This is a genomic window from Oscillatoria sp. FACHB-1406, assembly GCF_014698145.1.
Lineage (GTDB): Bacteria > Cyanobacteriota > Cyanobacteriia > Cyanobacteriales > Spirulinaceae > FACHB-1406.
The window spans coordinates 226,924-248,134 of the sequence record NZ_JACJSM010000002.1; the positions used below are offsets into that span (position 1 = coordinate 226,924).

Consider the following 21,211-nt stretch of genomic DNA (forward strand, 5'->3'; position numbering starts at 1 on the left):
GCTAATATTGCAATTCTGCAATAATAAAACAGAATTGAGTCTAAATCCCATCCGATGCTTGCCGTTGAATGTTCGTCACGTAATCGCGAAAGCGCTCCATATCGGCTTGAATGGTAGATTCAACGACGCGCCCGAGGAATAAATTATCCATAATTTTTCCCAACAGGCTGGGGATGGAATAGGCGACGGTGAGTTTAACGATGCTGCTGGTTTTGCGATCGTAAAAACGTACCGCTCCGCGATTAGGCAAACCATCAACAGATTCCCATTGAATGATTTGATGGGGAACTAATTTAAGGATGCGCGACAGCCAGCTAAATTCAATATTTCCCGATGCTAATTTCCACCGAGAAAGTTCGGGATTGTCATCGAGGATATGAACGGAATCAATCCATTTCATCCAGCGCGGCATTTGTTCTAAATCCGACCACAATCCCCAAACCAATTCGATGGGGGCATCAACTTCAACTTGTACGCTATGTTCGAGCCAGGAAGACATTGTAGTGAATAGTGAATAATGAATAGTTTGTTATTTTGTAGGGGCGAATGGTATTCGCCCTTCTTGAGTTTAACTCTACGTCAATCCAATTCCTCCGCGTCTCCTTTCTACAATTGCAGATCGGTATATTGTTCTAACAAGAGTTGTAACCTCAAACCACAGCCACTTCTTTCAACTTTGCTGCATTTTCCAAGATTGCTTTCGCAGCACGACGACCGGAAATTGTCGCTCCTTCCATACTATCAATATAATCCTGTTTCGTGTAACTTCCGGCGAGGAAGAAGTTAGGAATTGGCGTGATTTGATTGGGACGGAAGGCATCCATTCCGGGCGCTTCGCGATATAAAGATTGAGCGAGTTTTACGACGCTATACCAAGTCATGTTTAAGTCGCGAGCGGAGGGGAAAAGTTCGCGAACTTGGGCGAGGACGTGGTTAGCGATTTCTTCATTACTCTTCTTAATAAAAGGATCGCCGGGAGTGAGGACTAATTGCAATAAAGATCCTTGCCCTTCGCGGTAGTAATCGCCGGGACTGGTGAGGGCGAGGTCTGCGAAGCAGGAGAAGTCGGCATCGGCTGTATATAATAAGTTATCGATCCCGACGGCTTTTTGCAGTTGTTGGCGCTGCTGTGCGTCGTTGAGTTCTGTCACCCAGCCGTCGAAGCGCAGTTGGACGGTAGCGACGGGAACGGCTTCGAGTTGATAAATATTGTCGAATTCTTCCCATTTCCGCCATTCTTGGGGCAAGATGCGCTGAATTCCGGGGACATCGCAGGCGAAAAGATAGGCATCGGCGGTTATGGTTTCTTCGCTGTCGCCGTTGGCAACGAGAATGCTAGTGACGCGGGTTTCGTCACCTTCGCTGTAGCGGATTTCGCGCACTCTACGCCGGGTGTGGATTTTTGTGCCGCGCGGTTCGAGGTAGTCGAGGATGGGTTTGTGGAGGTATTCGTAGGGGGAACCTTCCAGCATTCGCAGGACAGAGGCTTCGGTGCGGGTGGCGAAGAAAAGGAAGATGGTCAGCATACACCGGGCGGAGATGTTTTCGGTGTCGATGAAACCGAGGGCGTAGGCGATGGGATTCCACATCCGCTTGAGGCTGCTGTTATTGCCGCCGTGCTTGCGGAACCAGTCGGCGAAGCTGATAGAATCGAGGTCGCGAATGGTTTTGAGTGCGCCGTCGAAGTCGAGGAGTCCGCGCACGATGGGGCTGGTACCGAGGGCGAGGGAGTTGGCGATTTTGTCGATCGCGCCGAGTTGGGATGTGGTAAAAAAGGCTTTGAGTCCGTTAAAAGGCGCGCCGGTCAGGAAGCGAAAGTCGAGTTCGCCGACTTTACCGCCTTCGTTGATAAAGATGTGGGTGTGTTCTTTGAGTCGCAGGTTATCGATCGCGCCGACTTTCCGCATCAACTCAAACAGATTGTAGTAGCAGCCGAAGAATACGTGCAATCCCATCTCTAAGTGATTGCCGTCGGCATCGACCCAACTGCCCACTTTCCCGCCGACAAACGGACGCGATTCAAAGATTTCTACCTCGCAACCCGCATCGACAAGATCGATTGCGGCTGTCATCCCTGCTAATCCTGCACCAACGATCGCTACGCGCATTTCACCTTTATCCTTAACACTTGCTTTACGAATTGTAACAGAAGCGCGGGAGGATGCGAGGGGGCGGCACGAGTAAAAATCGACCATTGCTGGGAGAGGTTGTTGCGATTGGGTTGTTTGGAGTGCTTTGACTTACCAGCGATCTAGCTCTAGTAAGTCCGTTAGCTAGGTCTAAAATATTAGATATATTGAGAAGTAGTCTTAAAATTTAGGTCTAAGTTCCGAAGTGCAAATTATTTTAAGTCAAGAGCAAACCCACATCCTTCAATCATTAGTCGAACGCGGAGAGTATCCTTCTTTAGAAGATGCGCTCGATATGGCATTGTTCTTGTTGGTTGAGACAGCATCAAGTTCCAAGCAAAACCAAATTTCAGAATACAATGCTTGGATTGAAGAAACGCGGCAGAAGATTGAAACTGCGAGATCGCAAGCGAATAGCGGCGAAGTTTTAGAATTAGAGGCTGTTTTAACTCAACTTCGAGCTAAAGTTAAAAGTGCTAAGGAAACTGCTTAATGAAACGTTTGCTCGTTACACTTGACGCAAGTCGAGACTTGTCAGAAATTTCAGATTACTTTTTAGAACAGAGCGTTGAAGCTGGCGAACATTTCGTTGAAGGGTTTGAAAAAAAATGTAAATATCTAGCACAGTTCCCTTATTTTGGACGCTCTTACTTCGATATTTCTCCAGATTTACGCGGTATAACTTGGATGAATTACATTATTTTCTATCAAATTTTTGACGATCGCATTGAAATATTGCGAGTAATTAGCGGTTATCGCGATTTAGAAGAGATTTTTAACCGACAATAATCATTATTTCACAACTTGTTTGCACACTTGTTGTTAATGCTCTCGCCCGCGCTAACTTCACGAATTGTAATCGAGTTGAGGGGTCGCGATTGCGCTCCGAGCAAGTTAAGCTAGCAGCAATGGATGGTTGGGAGGAAAATCATGCAACCTAGCGAAACAACCCCGCAGCCAAAGCAAGAACTCGTCGCTTGGGGCAAAACCTGCGGTTTAGCAGGCGTTCAAGGCGCAATTACCCTCTCTTGGGTGGTTTACAATCTCTATCTACCCCAATTGCTACAAAATCTCGGTTTAGACAAGAGTCTCGCGCTTTCGCTGCTCGTTGTCGAAAGTTTTCTCGCCGCAGGAATTGAACCCGTTATCGGTTTCCTCTCCGATCGCGACCCGCAAAGCGGATCCTTGCAGGATCGCGCCCATTTTACCACCAAACTCCCCCTCATCGTTGCTACAACGAGCGCAGCAGCCCTCCTTTTCGCCCTTCTGCCCCACGCCAGCAGCCAATCCCTACTCCTCGGACTTTCTATCGCTTGGGCGGTGGCAATGGCAGCCTTTCGTCCGCCTGTCATGTCCTTTTTAGGGGAATTTGCGTTTAAAGCCGGACTGCCGCAAGCCGTCAGTGTTTTAACCCTCGCCGGAGGTATTGCCGGTTCTTTGCGGTTTTCTGCCCAAACTTCAATCTTGAAGTTAGGTGCAACAACCGCTTTTCTTCTCTCCTCCGTTATTCTTTTAGCTGCTATTTTTTTGCTGCGATTTTTAGTCTTGCGCGAACCTTCTTCGCCTTCTAAAACTTACTCCGCTCGCCTTCCCATCGGGAGAATTCTGTTTTTATTCGGCTTTGGATTAATGATGGGTTGGAGTTTGCGCTTGCTGTTGGGGGAAAGTATTCCTCGCTTGCTTCGCAATTATGAAGTGAGTAACTTCAACCTGTGGATGAGTTTAACTTTTCTCTTAATGTCAATTTTTGCTGTTATTTCGGGTTATTTGACCGCAAAAATTGCCCATCGCCAACGCAATCATTGGTCGCTCGCCGCAGGTAGCGCGCTAATTGTGGTTAGCCTCGGTTTGTTACTGCTAAAACCACCAGTCGCGATCGCGTTTTTGCTCGCAATTATCCTACTTGCAGGCTTGGGAACGGTTGCCAATAGTCCGCTCCCCCTTGCCCTCGAATTTTTCCCGTCCAATCGCGGGGGTTTAGCGCTGGGTTTATATTTTGGGGCGACGGGATTAGCAGCGGCAATCTTCAATTTAGCGATACCCAAACCGGCAGAAAGTTTGGATTTGTTGGCTGCTGTACTGTTCGCCCAAGGTGCAGTTGCACTTGCTGGAATTGGCGCGTTACTTTCAACTCCGCTGCAAGAATAAAAGATGTCATTCAAGGGTAAATTTTTAGCATTGAGAATGCGAAGCTAAAAATATTAAAGGCATAGCATTGCTATGCCCCATATTGAATTCGGTGGTCAAATTTACAATTCAGTTGATTTTCCACGTAATACCAATTCTCATTGATTTTGCACGATTCCAGAAGAGGGCATAACAATGTTATGCCCCTACTACGAAAAATTTAGTGCATCGCGATTGGGAATTGGTATAATTACATGACAGAAATGTCTGTCTTGACAATCATGTCGTTGTAATCGAAGTCGCCTCCTCCGGGAAGATCCTCAAATCCAAAGACATTATTTCCCAGCAAACGAATACGATCGACTTTATCAGCGTTAGCGCCAGAGTAAGCGAAGTAAACGGAGGGATCGTTAGATTTATCGACATCTAAAAGTTGCTCTACAGAACCGTTTGCAATCATAAACGGAGCAAAAATAGAGCCGCCCTGAAATACTGTGTCTATGGTTATCGTAGATTGGTTGGCAGTTTGTAAGTCGATCCCTGCAACACGATTTTTAATAGCGGCTTCGACATAACCTGAATCTCCTGGTTTTAGGAACGTTCCTGTCAATGGATCGGCGATTGTGCCTTGATAGTCGATGACCTTATATAAGCCAACAGAGTTGTTGTAGGCAGCTTCTCTACTGACTGTAAAGCTAGCTTGAACTGTTTTGGTTGAATCAACACCGCTTAAATCGAGAACTTCACCCTGTTGCCGATCTTGAAGATTTGCACCTAACGGTAAGGGGGTATCCGTGGCTTGAATATTAACTACGAAATCTTTAAAGTCGCTACTGTTGCCATTGCCATCTTCCCAAGCCAGGGTGAAACTTCCTGTGCTAGAGGCTGTAATTTTTTGATTGGAGGCATTGGAGAATAAAATGTCTGGATTGGATGCGTTTTTGTTACGAACACTATCTAAGGTGTCATTTTTAATCAGCAGGAACCTAAGATTATTGCCAGAGTCGAATTCTAATGACCGGTTCAAAGATTTTGGATCGAAGCCTTGGGGAACATTAGCAAGCATGGAAAAGATAACTTTGGCACGGCTTAGTGCAGCTTGAGCGTAACCCGTTTCGGTAGGAGCAATACCATCAATTGTTCCTCGAATATCATCAACAGTGAATACAGCTAACTCATTTACAGAGCTAGGTCTAGAATCTGAGATGGTAATTTGCAGTTTGGGTTTGTTGGCAGCACCACCTGAAATTCTGAAAATGTCATCGGCTATCCTAACCAGAGATGGCAATGTTGATGGTTCTGGGGTCGGGGTTGGAATGGGTTCTGGGGTCGGAGTTGGAACGGGATCTGGAGTCGGAGTTGTAATGGGATCTGGGGTCGGAGTTGTAATGGGATCTGGAGTCGGAGTTGGAACGGGATCTGGGGTTGGGGTGGGAATGGGATTTGGGGTTGGGATGATAACACTATCGTCGTCGCGGATGATGCCTGTAGCGGTAGCAGTGGCGAGCGTTGCTCGAATGGGATTGCTTAAGGTGACGGTGAATTCCTCATCGGGTTCGATCGTGGCATCGCCTCTGACGTTGAGGGTAATGGTGGCAGTGGCTTGATTGGCGGCAAACTCAATGCTGCCGGTGGTTGCGCCATCGAAGTCGGTAGCATTGGTGGGACTGCTGCCACTGCCAGCGACGGCATACTGGACGGAACTGGTGTCGCTGGTGTCGCCTGAGCGCGTGACGGTGAAGGTGAAAGGTGTGGTGTCAGTGTTACCTTCGGGACGATCGGCGTTGGTGGGGGCGATCGTCAAGCTAGGGGTTGTTGCATCAATCTTCCATAGCTCTGTCCCAGTCCCAGTTCTGCTGCCACTCGTGAAGGTAGAAGCAGTGAACAGCAACCGATCGCCCAGGATAGTGAAATTTTCAGGGTTATTAGAGAAGATGTCGGAAACCAGTTGAGTCCCTGCTGTCGTGCCATCACTGACCCATAGCTCACTCCCAGCGCTAATGAATAGTTTGCCATCGAAGACAGCAAGCTCCTCTATAATGCTGCCAAACGCGCCCGGTGTAATATCTTTCAGGAGTTGAGTCCCCGCCGCCGTGCCATCACTGAACCAGACTTCTCGCCCATAGGTGCCGTCGTTGGCGCTGAAAAACAGTTTGCCATTGAAGGCAGTTAAGTTTCTTGGACTGTAGATGCTAAATCCTGAAGAAATATTCTTAGTCAATTGAGTTCCCGCCGCCGTGCCATCACTCACCCACACTTGTTCTCCATTCGTGCCGTCGTTGACGCTGAAGAATAGTTTGTCATTCACGACGGTTAAACTTTGTGGACCAGAACCGATGTTGCCGCCAGGTCGAATATCTTTGATCAATTGAGTCCCTGCTGTCGTGCCATCGGTCACCCACAGTTCATCACCAGTACCTTGCCACTCCCTAGCAGTGAAAAATAGTTTGTTACCGAGGATGGTGAAGTTCTCTGGACTAGAACTCCAAAAGCCAGTATGACCCCTCCAGGAAATATCCTTCAGGAGTTGAGTCCCAGCCACCGTGCCATCGGAAATCCACAACTCTCTTGCAGTTGTCGGGTCTTGTGCAGCAAAAATTAGTTTGCCATTGAAGACGGTCATGCCCGTTGGACTAGAACCGTTGATGCCTGGAAAGATATCCTTGAACAGTTGAGTCCCAGCAGTTGTGCCATCGGTACTCCACAGTTCCCGCCCATTGATGCCGTCATTCGCAGTAAAAAACAGCCTGCCGTTGAAAACAGTAAAGTTTGGTGGGTAGTTAATGAAATCTAATGAAGAACCAGTGCCCGGTCGAATATCCTTTAGGAGTTGAGTTCCAACATCCGTGCCATCTGTCACCCACAGTTCTTCACCAGTGCTGCCATCATCCGCCGTGAAAAACAGCCTGCCGTTGAAAGCACAAAAGTCCTTTGGGTAAGAACTACCGACACCCGGATTGATGTCTTTGACCAATTGAGTTCCAACATCCGTGCTATCCGTCACCCACAGTTCATGCCCAGTGCCGCTTGCACGCGCACTGAAATACAGCTTGTCGTTGAAGACCGTAAGACCCTCTGGGGAGGAACTTCCAAATCCAGGGATGATGTCCTTAACTAATTGAGGTAGTGCAGGCACAACAGTTCTCCTTTGCTCTATCGGTTTCAATTGTCATTACAACAGAACGCAAGAGGGAAAGTCACCCAACTCGCGTTGGGGATCGATCGAAAAACTGGGTCTAAAAACCTGCCCATAAAAGTGCGGATTTTTATCCATCTCCAAATTGTTCCCCAATTCAGGCAGGGCCATTACCATTATTGCGAGAATGCACCCGCGTTCCCGCCCATTGTAACTTCTCTCTCAAGGTTTGATAAAAAGAGTTTTGTTCGCGCAGAATAATGAATTTTGCCTGACAATCGGCAATGCGAATATTAACCCGCTGTCCCGGCCAAATGGTAGTCGCGAGTACGCCGTCCGTCCAGAGTTTGGTGTTGACTTCACGATCGCCTAACGGACAAACTTCAATCGTTGCGCCGGGGGGTAAAATCAGCGAACGGATGGAAAGACTGAGGGGACAAATCGGCGTTACCGCGATCGCATCCATCCCCGCGTGCAAAATCGGGCCGCCCGCCGAAGCGTTGTAGCACGTCGATCCCGTGGGTGTAGAAACGATTAAACCATCCCCGTGGTAGCGATCGACCACATCGCCATCGACTTCCACTTCCAAAATCGAAGAGGGCATTCGGTCGAGACTGGCGGGTTTAACGCACATTTCATTCAGGCAAAGGATAGGATCGCTGGCGGTTTCCGGATGCGTGTGACTGCCTTCCACCAGTCGCGCTTGCAGCATCATGCGGCGCTGCACCGCATACAAATCCGACTCCAATCGCTCCCAAACGTGCGGCGTATCCTGAAAGTCTTCCGGCGATTCCGTGAGAAACCCTAAATGTCCGCCCACGTTCACGGCTAAGATCGGAATGCCTTCGGGGGCGAGATGTCGCGCTGCGGCGAGGGCAGCACCGTCGCCCCCCAAAACGATCGCGAGATCGAGCGGTTGCTGGGAAGAAGCCAAAAACACCGGGTAAGGGTTATCTTTAAAACCGCTCGGCCCCATCAAAACTCTGCTGCCGCGCGCTTCTAGCTCTTGGGCGCATCGTTCGGCTAGGGCTTTGCTGCTGGAACTTTCGGCTTTGTGAACGATAATAACGCGATCGAGGCGCACGGTGACAAGGCGGGTGGGTGGACGCTCTTCACTCTAGGGTTTGTCGAAGGGAAGTTGGCATCTCTGAATACTTTTTTCCGAATTCCCCTCAACCGAGGCCTCAAAATCGACTCTTCCCCATCTCCGGGACGCACCAAGCGGGGCTGAGAACAAATTTCCCCAATCCTGCTTGACATATTAATAGCTATATAGCTATATTGTGAATGTCATGGTTAATCTTTGCCTTGAACATTCATTAACCTTGAGGTCTTTATAGAATGACAACCACATATCAAACCGCCGTAAATCCGAACTTGTGGGAACGGTTTTGCAACTGGATTACCAGCACCAGCAACCGCCTCTATATTGGTTGGTTTGGCGTACTGATGATTCCCACCGGCTTAACCGCCACCATTGTTTACATTTTGGCAATGATTGCCGCACCGCCCGTCGATCTCGATGGAATTCGCGAACCCGTCTCCGGTTCCTTGCTCTCGGGCAACAACATCATTACCGCCACCGTCGTTCCCAGTTCCGCCGCCATCGGCTTACATTTATACCCTTTGTGGGAAGCCTCTTCGATGGATGAGTGGCTTTACAACGGCGGTCCTTATCAACTCGTCGTCTTCCATTTCCTCATCGCCATCTATGCGTATTTAGGGCGGCAATGGGAATTAAGCTATCGCCTGGGAATGCGCCCTTGGATTTGCGTTGCCTACTCCGCGCCCGTCGCCGCAGCAACCGCAGTGCTATTGGTGTATCCCATCGGACAAGGCAGCTTCTCCGACGGCTTAATGCTCGGCATCTCCGGAACTTTCAACTTCATGATTGTTTTCCAAGCCGAACACAACATCCTCATGCACCCCTTCCATATGCTGGGCGTAGCGGGAGTTTTTGGCGGCGCGCTATTCGCAGCCATGCACGGTTCCCTTGTCACCTCCAGTCTGGTGCGGGAAACCAGCGATAACGAGTCTACCAATGCCGGTTACAAGTTCGGGCAAGAGGAAGAAACCTATAATATCGTCGCCGCCCACGGCTACTTCGGACGATTGATTTTCCAATATGCGAGCTTTAACAACTCTCGATCCTTGCACTTTTTCCTCGCCGCTTGGCCCGTTGTTGGCATCTGGTTCGCCTCCCTGGGAATTGCAACGATGGCATTCAACTTGAATGGTTTCAACTTCAACCAATCGATTCTCGATACTCAAGGACGACCGATTAATAGCTGGGCGGATATTCTCAACCGCGCTAACTTGGGGATTGAAGTGATTCACGAACGAAATGCTCACCAATTCCCGCTCGATTTAGCCTCCACCGAACAACAGTCCGTCGCCTTAAGTGCGCCTGTTATTCGCGGCTAGGATGCGATCGCTAGAATTAGGATAATCTCTCTCTCAAATCAACTCAATTGCGCACCGCGCAACCCAGTTTAAAAACTATGGGTTGCGCTTTTCTTGTGATTCTTTGTTTTCAAGACGTAGGGTGCGTTAGGCGCAAGTTCAATCTTGATAAAAAAGGTCGATTTTTATCAGCGCCGTAACGCACCAACCTAGCTTATCGGTGCGTTACGCTTCACTAACGCACCCTACCTAAACCACTTTAATAACCCGATTGAGGGCGGGAAAAATGGCGATAAATTTGTTTTAAAGTTACATTTTGTAAGCCGTCTATAGCATTGATTTTATCAAGACTGCTTTGATTTTTTAGGCTATAGTTCTTTAAATCATTCAGATCGATTTGATCGGGTGTATAAAAAAAGGCTCGGCGATGTAACGGCGGCACGCTTTCCGATTCAATAGCCAGCATAATATTTTGACTTTTGACTATTTTATCATCTTCATCGTAGACAATTTCTAAGCAGAGGTGATAAACGTGGGTGATAAAACCAAAGTCACAACTTTGTGGAATGCTAGGGGGGAAAATCAAGGATAAGGTGAAGCGATCGACATCGTTATGAGCGACGCATTGGGATATACTAAAAGTTTCTGTTACCAAACAGGGTGGAGTTGCAGGATCGCTAGTAATAGAATTAAGTTGAGATTGTAACTCTAGCGCTTCAAACTCCATCTCTTCTAAACTAACTTCATAGTCATAACTCGGTTGAACCGTGCGACTTCTTGTCATGCTTTCTTCGGGGAGCGTTCTGGATGAAACGCTGGGTGCAGCACAGGGTACAGAATGCCTTTCCAGCAGACTTGCAAACTGCGGTATCCAACTATAAAGCGTCCAAGTTTTATAAAACTGAAACTCTGCTCGTTTTAAAAACGCAACTTGTTGACCGATATTGCGAACTTTTACATCTAAAACTGGATTTTTGCTCGTTCCGGCGAGGGAAATATCGACGATTTTAAGGATTGAATCGGGTTTAGGCTCTGAAATGCTAACAGAATTAATATTAATTTGATAACAACTCAACCAAGTTGCTACATCCCGCCAATCTTTCAGTTCGTTAGAGTTTCGCCCAGCTAAAATTTCAACATACCGATACAATCCTCGCGAAAGATCGACGCGCAAACCGCGAGTTTCTCGATTGAGTTCGGCGGCAATTTCTGGTGGGCTACACCCACACAATAATCCGCGCAAACACGCCGTTTCTAACAACGTCAGCGGCTTAACTTTATCGCAGTATTGGTGTTTGGCTTTGGCTAAGTCTCGATAAAGCTGTTCTAAATCCCACTGCTGTTTTGCTTGTTGAAAGGGTTCGGCAGAAGATCGCATGGTTTCGATAGGTGAGTAAGGGCTGATGCAAAGATATAAAAGATTTTTTGAGTGCCTCGTTAACGACAAGGAAGAAAGTCAAAATTCCGAACTGAAAATATTTCCTTGAATAGAGAATATTTAGTTTGCACTTCGGACAGGCTTCCCGTACTCGGAAACGTCTCAATCGTAGCTCTCTGGCGGGGGTAGCCGAAGTGGTAAAACCCGAACAGCAGGAGCGGGTTTCGCAACGATCGACTACACAAAAGTTTATAAACGCTAATTATGTAACATTATTGTTACACAACTTTCCGGAATGCGCTAGGTTGCATTGTAGCTACTGTCTGGAACTTTGCTAAGACTCTCCTAACAAACTTCCTAATACGGATTAGCAGCCAGTGGGAAAAGGCGATCGCTATGCTAGTTATAGGTTCGATAAAGACAACAAAGTTTCAGTTAGATTCTAGAAATATTCAGGGTGAAACACATCGACATTCAAACCATCCTTAAAGAATCCCTAGCGACCGGATATTTAACGATCGCGACAGAAAATAAACTGCGATCGCTGCTTAAACATCCCGTCAATGCTACCGAGCTTCAAGCCTTTTGGCAACTACAAGAGGCAGTAAGAAGGGGATTGGTTACGCAAGAATCAAAACAAGTTTTATGTAGTTTGGAGAGAAATTAATGAAAGAGGAAATAGAGTCTAAAAACTTAAGCTATCGCAACGCTTTAGAGCCATTGGTAGAGACAGAAGTGCGATCGCAGATCGAAAAATTCTCATCTCAGAGGGTGGAGTATTTGCGTCCCGAAGAAGCGATCGCGTTTGCGCTCAATCGCTTGCCCCCATTATACGCCACAACAGCGGAAGGATGGGACGAACAACAATATCGCGCGATCGCTCAGTACGATTCTCACATCAAAACTGCCGCGCGTTGGGGAATTGAGGTGGTGCAACGCAATCCTTACCGCATGGGTACGCCTCTAGAAAACCGATGTCAGGTGTCTTAATTCAACGATCGGAAGTCAAAAATTATGACGAATGCAAGCGAAAAAGTTTACGAAGAAACGTACCAAGGTTACAAGCTTGAAATTCATCGAGTCTGTAAAATGACTCCCGATGGAACGGGTGTTTATCATTACAAGGTAACAATCGATAACTGTGAATTACCGGGAGAGTTTGACGAATATTTTCATTTTCCTAACATTGCAGAAATGTTTTTTGAAGGCATGAATGTGGATTTTAAAGATCCCTCATTTGCAATGCTTAACGAGGTAGGTGAAAAAATGCCTACTGAAGAAGTTAAACAACTTTTGAGTGACGATCTCAATCGTAATTATAAAGTCGAAAATATTCAAACGCCTCCCCAAGAGTCGCAGGCATTGAAAGCAGCAAGAGAGTATTGCGATCGCGCGATCGCAGATCTCAAAGTTTTAGAAGAGCGCGGCGATGAAATGCTAGTTTTAAGACTTTCTGACGAAGAAGCCGAACTCTTACAGCGCGTACTTAAAGTCATTGGCGAACGTCCTCAACTTTCCCTACAAGCCTTGCAAAAACGCCTAAATCTATTACGGTAAGAGCGCTGAAGCAGTCGGTAATAATGAGTTTTCTTGGACTTTTTAGTAAAGAAATGGGTTACAAACAATGACTGGAACTATCATCGGTACAATTTACGAAGAAACTTACAAAGGTTACGCGATTGAAATAATAGCGAGTTGTTCGTCCGCGCCGGGAGGTCCCGTTCATTATTGGTGCAACTTTCGCGTTCAGCCGCTTGCTGCTAAGAAAGTTTTGGAGGGATTATCTCGCCCAGATCTCTGGTCTCCAGAACAATATGCGGCAACTTTAGTAGAAGCAAGGGCATATTGCGATCGCGAAATTGAAGAAGCCAAAAAGCTATCCCTAACCCTCTCCTACCGGGAAGCAAAAAACTTACAGCGTGCTTTAAAGCTTGCTGAGAAGCAAGATCGAGTTCCTATCTTGGACTTGCAAAAAAAGCTCGAATCTTTGTTGGAATAATGGCGCGATCGCTGCCCGCTTAATAAAGCATTTTTACCTTGCATCAGGGACAATACCCCCCCTAAATTACCCGAATGAATTCCTTTTTCACCCCTTACACCGGAGCAAAATCTCATGACTGCAACTACACCAGAACGTAAAATTGGCGGTTTATACGCGACTCACGAAGGTCAAGAAATTGCCTTTCCGCTCAAACATACCGATGTCAATGCCAAAGTTAACGGCAATCTTTCGCGAGTTACCGTAACGCAAACCTTTGAAAATCCGTTCGTTAAAACCCTCGAAGCCGTTTATATCTTCCCTTTGCCCGATGAAGCAGCGGTGGATGAGATGGAAATTCAGATCGGCGATCGCGTCATTAAAGGTAACATCAAAAAACGCGAAGAAGCGCAACAAATTTACCAACAAGCCAAAGCAGAAGGACGCACCGCCGGACTCCTGGAACAAGAACGCGATAATATTTTCACTCAATCCCTCGCGAACATTTTGCCGGGAGAACAAATCGAAGTCGTGATTCGTTACAGCGATAGCCTCAAATTTACCGGCGGCGATTATGAATTTATCTTTCCGATGGTCGTCGGGCCGCGTTATATTCCCGGTACGGGTTTAGATTCCGGCGGTGGCGGTAGCGCACCCGCACCCATGACGCAAAATCAAGATACCGATATTGTTCCCGATGCGTCGCGGCTTAATGCTCCGATTTTACCGGAAGGGATGAGATCGCGTCACGATATTAGTTTAATGCTCGAAATCGATGCAGGCGTTTCGGTACAGAAAATTGAGTCGCCTTCTCATAAATTACAAATTGAATATTTCGATCCCCCCCAGCCCCCCTTACTAAGGGGGGAGGAATCTAAGCACTCTTTAGAAGATACTTCTAACCTCCCCCTGGGAATCCGCATTCAACTCGGCGGCGGCGATACAATTCCTAACAAAGATTTTATTCTACGCTACCAAATTGCAGGCGATAATACCCGAGCCACAGTATTAACTCAAAGCGACGATCGCGGCGGACATTTTGCCCTCTATCTCATCCCAGCTTTAAAATATCGCAGCGACGAAATTCTCCCTAAAGATGTCGTTTTTCTCGTCGATACTTCCGGTTCGCAGTCTGGTGAACCCTTGCAGCAATGCCAAGTCTTGATGCGGAAGTTTATCAACGGTTTAAACCCTGACGATACCTTCACCATTCTCGATTTTAGCGATCGCGTTCGCCAACTCTCCAAAAATCCCCTGCCCAATACCGAAGACAATCGCAAAAAAGCCCTCAAATATATCGATAAATTACAAGCAAGCGGCGCAACCGAAATGTTAAGCGGTATCCAAGCCGCGATTAAATTCCCCACCCCAGAAGGACGAGTGCGAACCATCGTTTTACTCACCGACGGTTACATCGGTAACGAAGACCAAATTTGCGCTGAGGTGCAGCAAAATTTGCAACGGGGAAATCGCCTTTACTGCTTCGGGACAGGTAGTTCCGTCAACCGCTACCTCGTCAATCGCGTCGCTGAAGTCGGACGGGGAATGTCTTACGTTGTTCGCCACGACGAACCCATTCACCAAGTTACAACAAAGTTCTTCCGAGAGGTTAATAATCCCGTTTCAACTAATATTGAGGTGAAATGGAACGGAAGCGGAGAAGCGCCCGATATTTACCCCCCCAAAGCCCCTGATTTATTCGCCAAACAACCCTTAGTGTTGTTCGGGCGCAAAAGGGATGGTATCGACGGCAAACTTTCCATCAGCGGCACTACTGCGGGCGGTCAAGCCTACGAAAAGACGTTTGACCTCAAATTCGAGCAAAATAGCGGTAATCCCGCCGTCGCGCAACTCTGGGGACGGCAGCGCATCAAGGCGTTGAGCAACCAGATGCTTACCTACGAAACCCGCGAAGGCGTGGAAGCCGTAACGGAAACCGCGATCGCCTACCAATTGCTGTCCAACTATACCGCCTTTGTTGCCGTCAGCGAAGAAGTGCGCGTCAATCCTGATGGGGAAAGCATTTCCGTGCAAGTGCCGGTAGAAATGCCCGAGGGCGTGAGTCACGAAGGCGTTTTCGGCGGAGGCGCGCAGGAAATGGAGCGCGGAATTACTATGTATGCCGCACGCGGGCTTCGGTTAGCAAGCCCGCCGCCCGCCCCAGCAGCAGCACCCACCATGTATGGATTTTCCTTAACCGATCCGGGAATTACGGAGGAAGTTCATGTCCTGGCATCTTATATCGAGCCGCAGGAAGCTATTGCCTTTGAATCTTATAGCGACGAAGAGAGTTACATTGCGCCCGAACAACCCGTTTGCGTCCTTTCTGCGGTTGGGTTGGATAATGAAGCGATTACATCTTTAAACCAACATCTCCTGCAAGCTAATATTCCGACTGGATTAAGCGGCAATCTCGAATTACAGGTACAATTCAATGCCAACAACCGCGCGATTAAAATTCTCGTGGACGAGCAAAGTTCTACTGTTACCGATGCGGCGATGATTGCCGAAATTAAGCGCGTTCTGCTGCGGTGGAAAGCACCCGTTCCGGTTTCGGGAACGGTAACGCTCGTGCTGCAAATTGCGTCCTAATTTTGTGAGTAGGGACGTTAAATTTAACGTCCCTACGCCTTTTTCTTCAGGATTGTAGAGTCAATGTAATAGCGTGGGCAGCGCCATTGGTGTCAACTTAAGCTTCAACCTTCTCACCCAGACCGCCTTGGGTTCAAACCCAAAGCTAATAACTCAAGTCCTCTTCAGAGGACTGGGAAATTCAGATGTATCCAACCCGTTTCAACGGGTTTCAGCTAATCGCTGTGGAACTTGAGTTCCTGGCGGGCTAAGTATTTCACCTTAAGTTGACTCAATTCCCAGGATAATGGTGCGTTACGCTTCGCTAACGCACCCTACTCTCTTCCTAATTTTGCAAGTCCATCTTTCAGCGTAGGGATGTTAAATGTAACGTTCCTACTACTGCGTTCCTTCTGCTGGCAACTCCAGAGAGCAGAAGGCTATACTAGCTCGTAACTTCACCGCTTAATCCCCAGCCATGCCGAGCCTCCAAGAGATTATCAAACAGCGCCAGCGCACTAATTTTGTCGGTCGCGAAGAACAAGTGAATCTCTTTGGCGATAACCTCAAGTATTCCCCCGAAGACTCTCGCCGTCGCTTTATTTTTAACGTTTGGGGACAGGGTGGCGTGGGTAAAAGCACGCTGTTGCGGCAGTTTCGCAAAATTGCAGAAGAAGCGAAACTACTCGCCGCCTACATCGACGAAGCCGAAAGCAGCGTTCCCGAAGTCATGGGACGTTTCGCCGAACAATTGGAAGAAAAAGGGCAGAAGTTAGCGCAATTCTCCGAACGCTACAAGGTTTATCGCCAGAAGAAACAAGAATTAGAAGCAGATCCCGATGCACCTCAAGGATTTTCCGCGTTTGTGGGCAAATCGCTGGCAAAAACAGGAATGAAGCTGGGGCGGCAAGTTCCCGGCGCGGGGATTGCCCTGGAATTTGTCGATGAAGAAGCGGTGGCGACGCAGGCGGGAGAATGGGCGAGTTATGTGGCGAAAAAGTTGGGCAACAAAGATGAAGTCAAACTGGTGCGGGAACCGGAAGAAGTGCTGACTCCCCTCTTTTTAAAAGAGATCGGGAAACTGGCTGAAAAAAATAGCATTACGCTCTTGTTCGATACCTACGAACGCACCGATAGTTTTTTAGATCGCTGGTTGCGGGAAGTGTTGGAAGGGCGTTATGGCGAGGTTTCGTCTCAGTTATTATTCGTCATTGCAGGGCGAGAAGAATTAGATGAAAATCGCTGGGCGGACTACGAAGGATTAATCGCTCGTTTGCCTTTGGAACCGTTCAGCGAGGAAGAAGCCGAACAATATCTGGCGCGCAAAGGGATTACTAACCGTCGCGTTATTGAAGAGATTTTAAAATTATCCGGGTGTTTGCCGTTGTTGGTGGCGACGCTGGCGGCGGAAAGTCCCAACGATCCCGATAAACTGGGGGATGCGAGCGGAACGGCAGTGGAACGCTTTCTTAAGTGGGTGGAGGATACCAAACAGCGGCAGGTAGTGTTGGATGCGGCTTTAACGCGCTGTTTGAACCGAGATATTTTGGCGCAGTTGCATGGGACAGAAGAGGCGGATAAGCAGTTTGATTGGCTGAAAACGATGCCTTTCGTGCAGGAACGCAGCAGGGGTTGGGCGTATCACGATGTCGTGAGGATGCAAATGCTGCGCTACAAGCGGTTAACTTCGCCGCAAGGTTGGGCGGAGTTGCACGGGAAATTGGCAGAGTACAACGATAAGCTGCGGCAGGGTTTGGAATTGGAGGAGAAGAAACGACAGCGCGATGAAACTTGGCAACGTTATACGCTGGAGGTGCTGTACCATCGCCTCTGTCAAGCGCCGCAAAAGCATTTACCCGTTGCGCTGAATGAGTTTTTGGCAGCGTTAAAGGCGCAATATGAGTTTGCTCGGAAATGGGCAGAAACAATGGAACGGGCGGGGAAGGATGCGGAAGTGACAGAAGTGCAGCGTTGGGGAGCGCGTTTAACTGAGGGGTTGACGGCTTACGATGAGGATCGGTATGAGGTGACGGTTGCGATGTTTGCCGAACTGTTGAAGTGTTCTGAGATTCAGGAAAGGTGGCAGGCGGTGGCGTTGGGCTGGCGGGGCGAAACCTATCGTTTGATGGAGCGTTATGAGGATGCTCTTAAAGACTTGGATAAAGCGATTGAACTCGATCCCAAATACGATTGGGCGATCGCGCGTCGAGGCAATACTTACCGTTTAATGAAACGCTACGAAGATGCACTGGCTGACTTCAACCGCGCTATTGAACTCGATCCTGAGTATAAATGGGCGATCGCACAACGGGGCGAAACTTACCGTTTAATGGAACGTTACGAAGATGCGCTTGCTGATTATAATCGCGCGATCGAACTCGATCCTGAATTAGATTGGGCGCTCCTTTCATTGCGAGGAGTCACTTACCAAGCAATCAAACGATATGATGATGCACTTGCTGACTTCAACCACGCCATTGAACTCGCTCCTGAGTATAACTGGGCGATCCTTCAATTACGAGGAGTCACTTACTATTTAATCAAACGATACGAAGATGCACTGGCTGACTGCAACTGCGCCATCGAACTCGATCCTGAATTTAAAGAAGCGATCGCGTCTCGAGGCGAAACTTACAAAGCAATGGAGCGCTACGAAGATGCGTTGGCTGACTATAACCGCGCTATCGAACTCGATCCTGAGTATAAATGGGCGATCGCTCAACGAGGTCAAACTTACCGTTTAATGAAACGCTACGAAGATGCACTTGCCGACTTCAACTGCGCCATCGAACTCGATCCTGAATTTAAAGAAGCGATCAAGTTTCGAGGTGAAATTTACCGTCTAATGAAACGATATGAGGAGGCGCTTGCTGAATTCAACCGCGCCATCGAACTCGATCCTGCATACGATTGGGCGATCGCGTCTCGAGGCGAAACTTATCAAGCAATGGAGCGCTATGAGGATGCTCTTACTGACTATAACAGTGCCATCGAACTCGATCCTGCATACGATTGGGCGATCGCGCAGCGAGGTGAAACTTACCGTCTCATGAAACGATACGAGGAGGCGCTTGCTGACTTCAACCGCGCCATCGAACTCGATCCTGAGTATAAATTGGCGATCTCGTCTCGAGGTCAAACTTACCGTTTAATGAAACGCTACGAAGATGCACTTGCCGACTTCAACCGCGCGATCGAACTCGATCCTGAATATCAATGGGCGATCGCACAACGGGGCGAAACTTACCGTTTAATGGGACGTTACGAAGATGCACTAACTGACTTTAACCGCGCCATCGAATTCGATCCTGAAGATAAATGGGCGATCGCGTCTCGGGGCGAAACGTACAAAGCAATGGAGCGCTATGAGAATGCTCTTACTGACTATAACCGCGCGATCGAACTCGATCCCAAATACGATTGGGCGATCGCGCAGCGAGGCGAAACTCACCAAGCAATGGAGCGCTATGAGGATGCGCTTGCTGACTTCAACCGTGCCATCGAACTCGATCCTGAAGATAAATGGGCGATCGCGCAGCGAGGTGAAACTTACCGTCTCATGAAACGATACGAGGAGGCGCTTGCTGACTTCATCCGCGCCATCGAACTCGATCCTGAGTATAAATGGGCGATCGCACGGCGGGGCGAAACTTATCTCATGCTTCAACGCTATAGCGAAGCATTAGTAGACTTCAACCACGCTATCCAACTCGATTCCAATAATGATTGGAATTTATATCTTCGCGCCCTTGCCTACCAAGTTCTTAACGAACCCGACAACGCCCGCAACGACCTGCAAAACGCCATTCAACTTGCCCAACAAGCCTACAACAAAGACCCAAAACACTGGAGTAACACCTTTAACCTCGCCCTCTACTTTCTCGCAGCCGATAATATCGAAGAAGCTAAACATTTTTATCGCGATGCCCTCACCCGTGGCGCACCTCCCGAACGCATCAAAGAAGCAATCCGCGATTTAGAGGATTTTTTGCGAATTTTTCCCCAAAACGCCAACGCCCAAGCCGCGCGACAGTTCTTACAGCGCGCTCTCACTCCCTGAAAATAAATTTTATGGACTCAGAGATTATTTATAAACCTTTGTCAAGGAACTGTAGAGACGTTGTATACAACGTCTCTACAGTCCGGGAATGTATGGGGCAGTCGTCGGCAAGTACAGTTTTTGGCGAGCGATTCAATTAAATGACTGCCTTTGCCCACCCCACCAAGGCTGAAAATTACAGCATTTTTTGAGTGTAAAATATGGAGTGAATCATCAATGATTTTGCTCGACCTTTAATATTTTTTTTCAGGGAATGTCAGTCCTAATTGTTCTGAAACCGGCAACAGCCGAGGAAATTGAATCAATGCTCTCAACTCTCCAAGTTTACATTAAACTTGCTGTCGATATTGAAAAAAAGATACTTGCCGGTGGAGGGGAGATGCACGCCGACTGCGAACGTAAGCTCTTAGAAACTGGTAGTTTACAGCGGAATATTTGGGGAGCCGATTGGAACCCAGAAACGCAAGAAGTTACTTATGAGTCGTTAATTAATATCCGACCGAGCCAAAATAACCGTTCTATGGTTATCTCGGATTTAGGAATCCGTTGTAAAATCGAAGCTATTGTTCGCCATCTTTTAGAAATCAAATGAGCCAATTTTTAACCAGAAAACAGCGTTATATCATTGACCAACTGCCAATTCGTTTAGGGGGGATTGCTGCTAATTTAGCCAGAGTCAATTCTTTTGGCAAAAATCCTAAAAATAGCAAGCTTGTTGCTAGTTTATTAAGAGAGAGTGCTTGGTTTATCGAATGGTCTGCACCCGATACATCGCTCGAATTTGCCTTAGAACTTGTAGAGATTCAACGTCAAATCGTGCGATGGTTGGCAGACTGGTCTAGAATCTGGAATGATGAGTTGGAGAGAGAAATAGTATTAGCTAAATCTCAAAATTGGAGTGAAAGCTTATTAATTCGCTCTGGTCTGTTGGAGCCATAAAACATGAGCGATCTAGAAATTAAAGTTGTTTCTTACGAGACTTCCTGGAATGAAATCAAAGCGATTCGTCGCGCGGTTTTTCAGGAGGAACAGGGCGTTGATGAAGCGTTAGAGTTTGATGGTTTGGATGCGGGGGCGACGCAGTTCTTAGCTTATTGGCAGGGTAATGCAGTCGGGACGGCACGGATGCGAAATTTGGATGATTCTACGGTGAAAATCGAGCGTTTGGCGGTGCTGAAAGCGGCGCGGGGGCGAGGGATTGGCTCGCAGTTGATGCGAAAAGCGATCGCGCTCGCAAAAGAAGGAGGACGCGATCGCGCTGTTGTTAATGCTCAAGAATATGTCAAGCAATTGTATGAAAACTTAGGATTTGAAGCGGTGGGCGAACTGTTCGAGGAAGCGGGAATTCCCCATATCAAGATGGTGCTGAAATTTTGAGGGGATACGGGGAATTTGCACTCTTTTGAGATTAAATCGGGAAACGCGATCG

General features: G+C 47.8%; 18 protein-coding genes. 13 read left to right on the forward strand and 5 right to left on the reverse strand.

The features are described from left to right. Positions 1-40: 40 nt before the first annotated feature. On the reverse strand, positions 41-499 hold the full coding sequence (locus H6G50_RS03595; protein WP_190713369.1) for an SRPBCC family protein: 459 nt from the start codon (positions 497-499) through the stop codon (positions 41-43). Between the two features lie 151 nt (positions 500-650). Continuing rightward, positions 651-2,108, reverse strand: a complete 1,458-nt coding sequence (gene zds / locus H6G50_RS03600) for a 9,9'-di-cis-zeta-carotene desaturase (RefSeq protein ID WP_190713609.1) — start codon at positions 2,106-2,108, stop codon at positions 651-653. A 226-nt stretch (positions 2,109-2,334) separates the two neighbouring features. On the opposite strand from zds, the gene H6G50_RS03605 reads away from it, so the two are divergent. From H6G50_RS03605 to H6G50_RS03615, 3 genes are all read left to right on the forward strand, one after another. Then, the gene (locus H6G50_RS03605) at positions 2,335-2,622 is read left to right on the forward strand and encodes a hypothetical protein (protein ID WP_190713371.1); all 288 of its coding nucleotides are present in this window, start codon (positions 2,335-2,337) and stop codon (positions 2,620-2,622) included. Continuing rightward, positions 2,622-2,918, forward strand: a complete 297-nt coding sequence (locus H6G50_RS03610) for a type II toxin-antitoxin system RelE/ParE family toxin (RefSeq protein WP_190713373.1) — start codon at positions 2,622-2,624, stop codon at positions 2,916-2,918. Before H6G50_RS03605 ends, H6G50_RS03610 begins: the two co-directional genes overlap by 1 nt. A gap of 141 nt (positions 2,919-3,059) precedes the next feature. Further along, on the forward strand, positions 3,060-4,277 hold the full coding sequence (locus H6G50_RS03615) for an MFS transporter (RefSeq protein ID WP_190713375.1): 1,218 nt from the start codon (positions 3,060-3,062) through the stop codon (positions 4,275-4,277). Between the two features lie 229 nt (positions 4,278-4,506). On the opposite strand, the gene H6G50_RS03620 is transcribed toward H6G50_RS03615, so the two are convergent. Beyond that, positions 4,507-7,392, reverse strand: a complete 2,886-nt coding sequence (locus H6G50_RS03620) for an ELWxxDGT repeat protein (RefSeq protein ID WP_190713377.1) — start codon at positions 7,390-7,392, stop codon at positions 4,507-4,509. Between the two features lie 157 nt (positions 7,393-7,549). Then, the gene (locus tag H6G50_RS03625) at positions 7,550-8,476 is read right to left on the reverse strand and encodes an NAD(+) kinase (protein WP_190713379.1); all 927 of its coding nucleotides are present in this window, start codon (positions 8,474-8,476) and stop codon (positions 7,550-7,552) included. Positions 8,477-8,733: 257 nt separating this feature from the next. Here H6G50_RS03625 and psbA point away from each other — a divergent pair, with 257 nt between their 5' ends. Next, positions 8,734-9,816, forward strand: a complete 1,083-nt coding sequence (gene psbA, locus H6G50_RS03630) for a photosystem II q(b) protein (RefSeq protein WP_190713380.1) — start codon at positions 8,734-8,736, stop codon at positions 9,814-9,816. Between the two features lie 238 nt (positions 9,817-10,054). Here psbA and H6G50_RS03635 read toward each other — a convergent pair whose 3' ends face one another. After that, positions 10,055-11,173 (reverse strand): hypothetical protein, encoded by a 1,119-nt coding sequence (locus H6G50_RS03635; RefSeq protein ID WP_190713382.1) that lies wholly within the window; start codon positions 11,171-11,173, stop codon positions 10,055-10,057. Positions 11,174-11,630: 457 nt separating this feature from the next. On the opposite strand from H6G50_RS03635, the gene H6G50_RS03640 reads away from it, so the two are divergent. The 9 genes from H6G50_RS03640 (at position 11,631) to H6G50_RS03680 (ending at position 21,159) form a co-directional block, all read left to right on the forward strand. Next, the gene (locus tag H6G50_RS03640) at positions 11,631-11,840 is read left to right on the forward strand and encodes a hypothetical protein (protein WP_190713384.1); all 210 of its coding nucleotides are present in this window, start codon (positions 11,631-11,633) and stop codon (positions 11,838-11,840) included. After that, positions 11,840-12,163, forward strand: coding sequence for a late competence development ComFB family protein (locus tag H6G50_RS03645; RefSeq protein WP_190713386.1), 324 nt, complete (start codon positions 11,840-11,842; stop codon positions 12,161-12,163). Before H6G50_RS03640 ends, H6G50_RS03645 begins: the two co-directional genes overlap by 1 nt. Positions 12,164-12,187: 24 nt before the next feature. Beyond that, the gene (locus tag H6G50_RS03650) at positions 12,188-12,730 is read left to right on the forward strand and encodes a hypothetical protein (protein ID WP_190713387.1); all 543 of its coding nucleotides are present in this window, start codon (positions 12,188-12,190) and stop codon (positions 12,728-12,730) included. Positions 12,731-12,797: 67 nt separating this feature from the next. Continuing rightward, on the forward strand, positions 12,798-13,172 hold the full coding sequence (locus tag H6G50_RS03655; RefSeq protein WP_190713389.1) for a hypothetical protein: 375 nt from the start codon (positions 12,798-12,800) through the stop codon (positions 13,170-13,172). A gap of 114 nt (positions 13,173-13,286) precedes the next feature. Continuing rightward, the gene (locus tag H6G50_RS03660; protein ID WP_190713391.1) at positions 13,287-15,743 is read left to right on the forward strand and encodes a VIT domain-containing protein; all 2,457 of its coding nucleotides are present in this window, start codon (positions 13,287-13,289) and stop codon (positions 15,741-15,743) included. Positions 15,744-16,200: 457 nt separating this feature from the next. Beyond that, positions 16,201-19,782, forward strand: a complete 3,582-nt coding sequence (locus H6G50_RS03665; RefSeq protein WP_190713393.1) for an ATP-binding protein — start codon at positions 16,201-16,203, stop codon at positions 19,780-19,782. Positions 19,783-20,035: 253 nt separating this feature from the next. Continuing rightward, positions 20,036-20,374 carry a DUF5674 family protein gene (locus H6G50_RS03670; RefSeq protein ID WP_190713395.1) on the forward strand — a complete coding sequence of 113 codons (339 nt, stop codon included), beginning with the start codon at positions 20,036-20,038 and terminating at the stop codon, positions 20,372-20,374. Beyond that, a complete protein-coding gene (locus H6G50_RS03675) occupies positions 20,371-20,721 on the forward strand; it encodes a hypothetical protein (protein WP_190713397.1) in 351 nt (116 codons plus the stop codon). Before H6G50_RS03670 ends, H6G50_RS03675 begins: the two co-directional genes overlap by 4 nt. Positions 20,722-20,724: 3 nt before the next feature. Further along, positions 20,725-21,159, forward strand: coding sequence for a GNAT family N-acetyltransferase (locus H6G50_RS03680; RefSeq protein WP_190713398.1), 435 nt, complete (start codon positions 20,725-20,727; stop codon positions 21,157-21,159). Positions 21,160-21,211 lie beyond the last annotated feature (52 nt).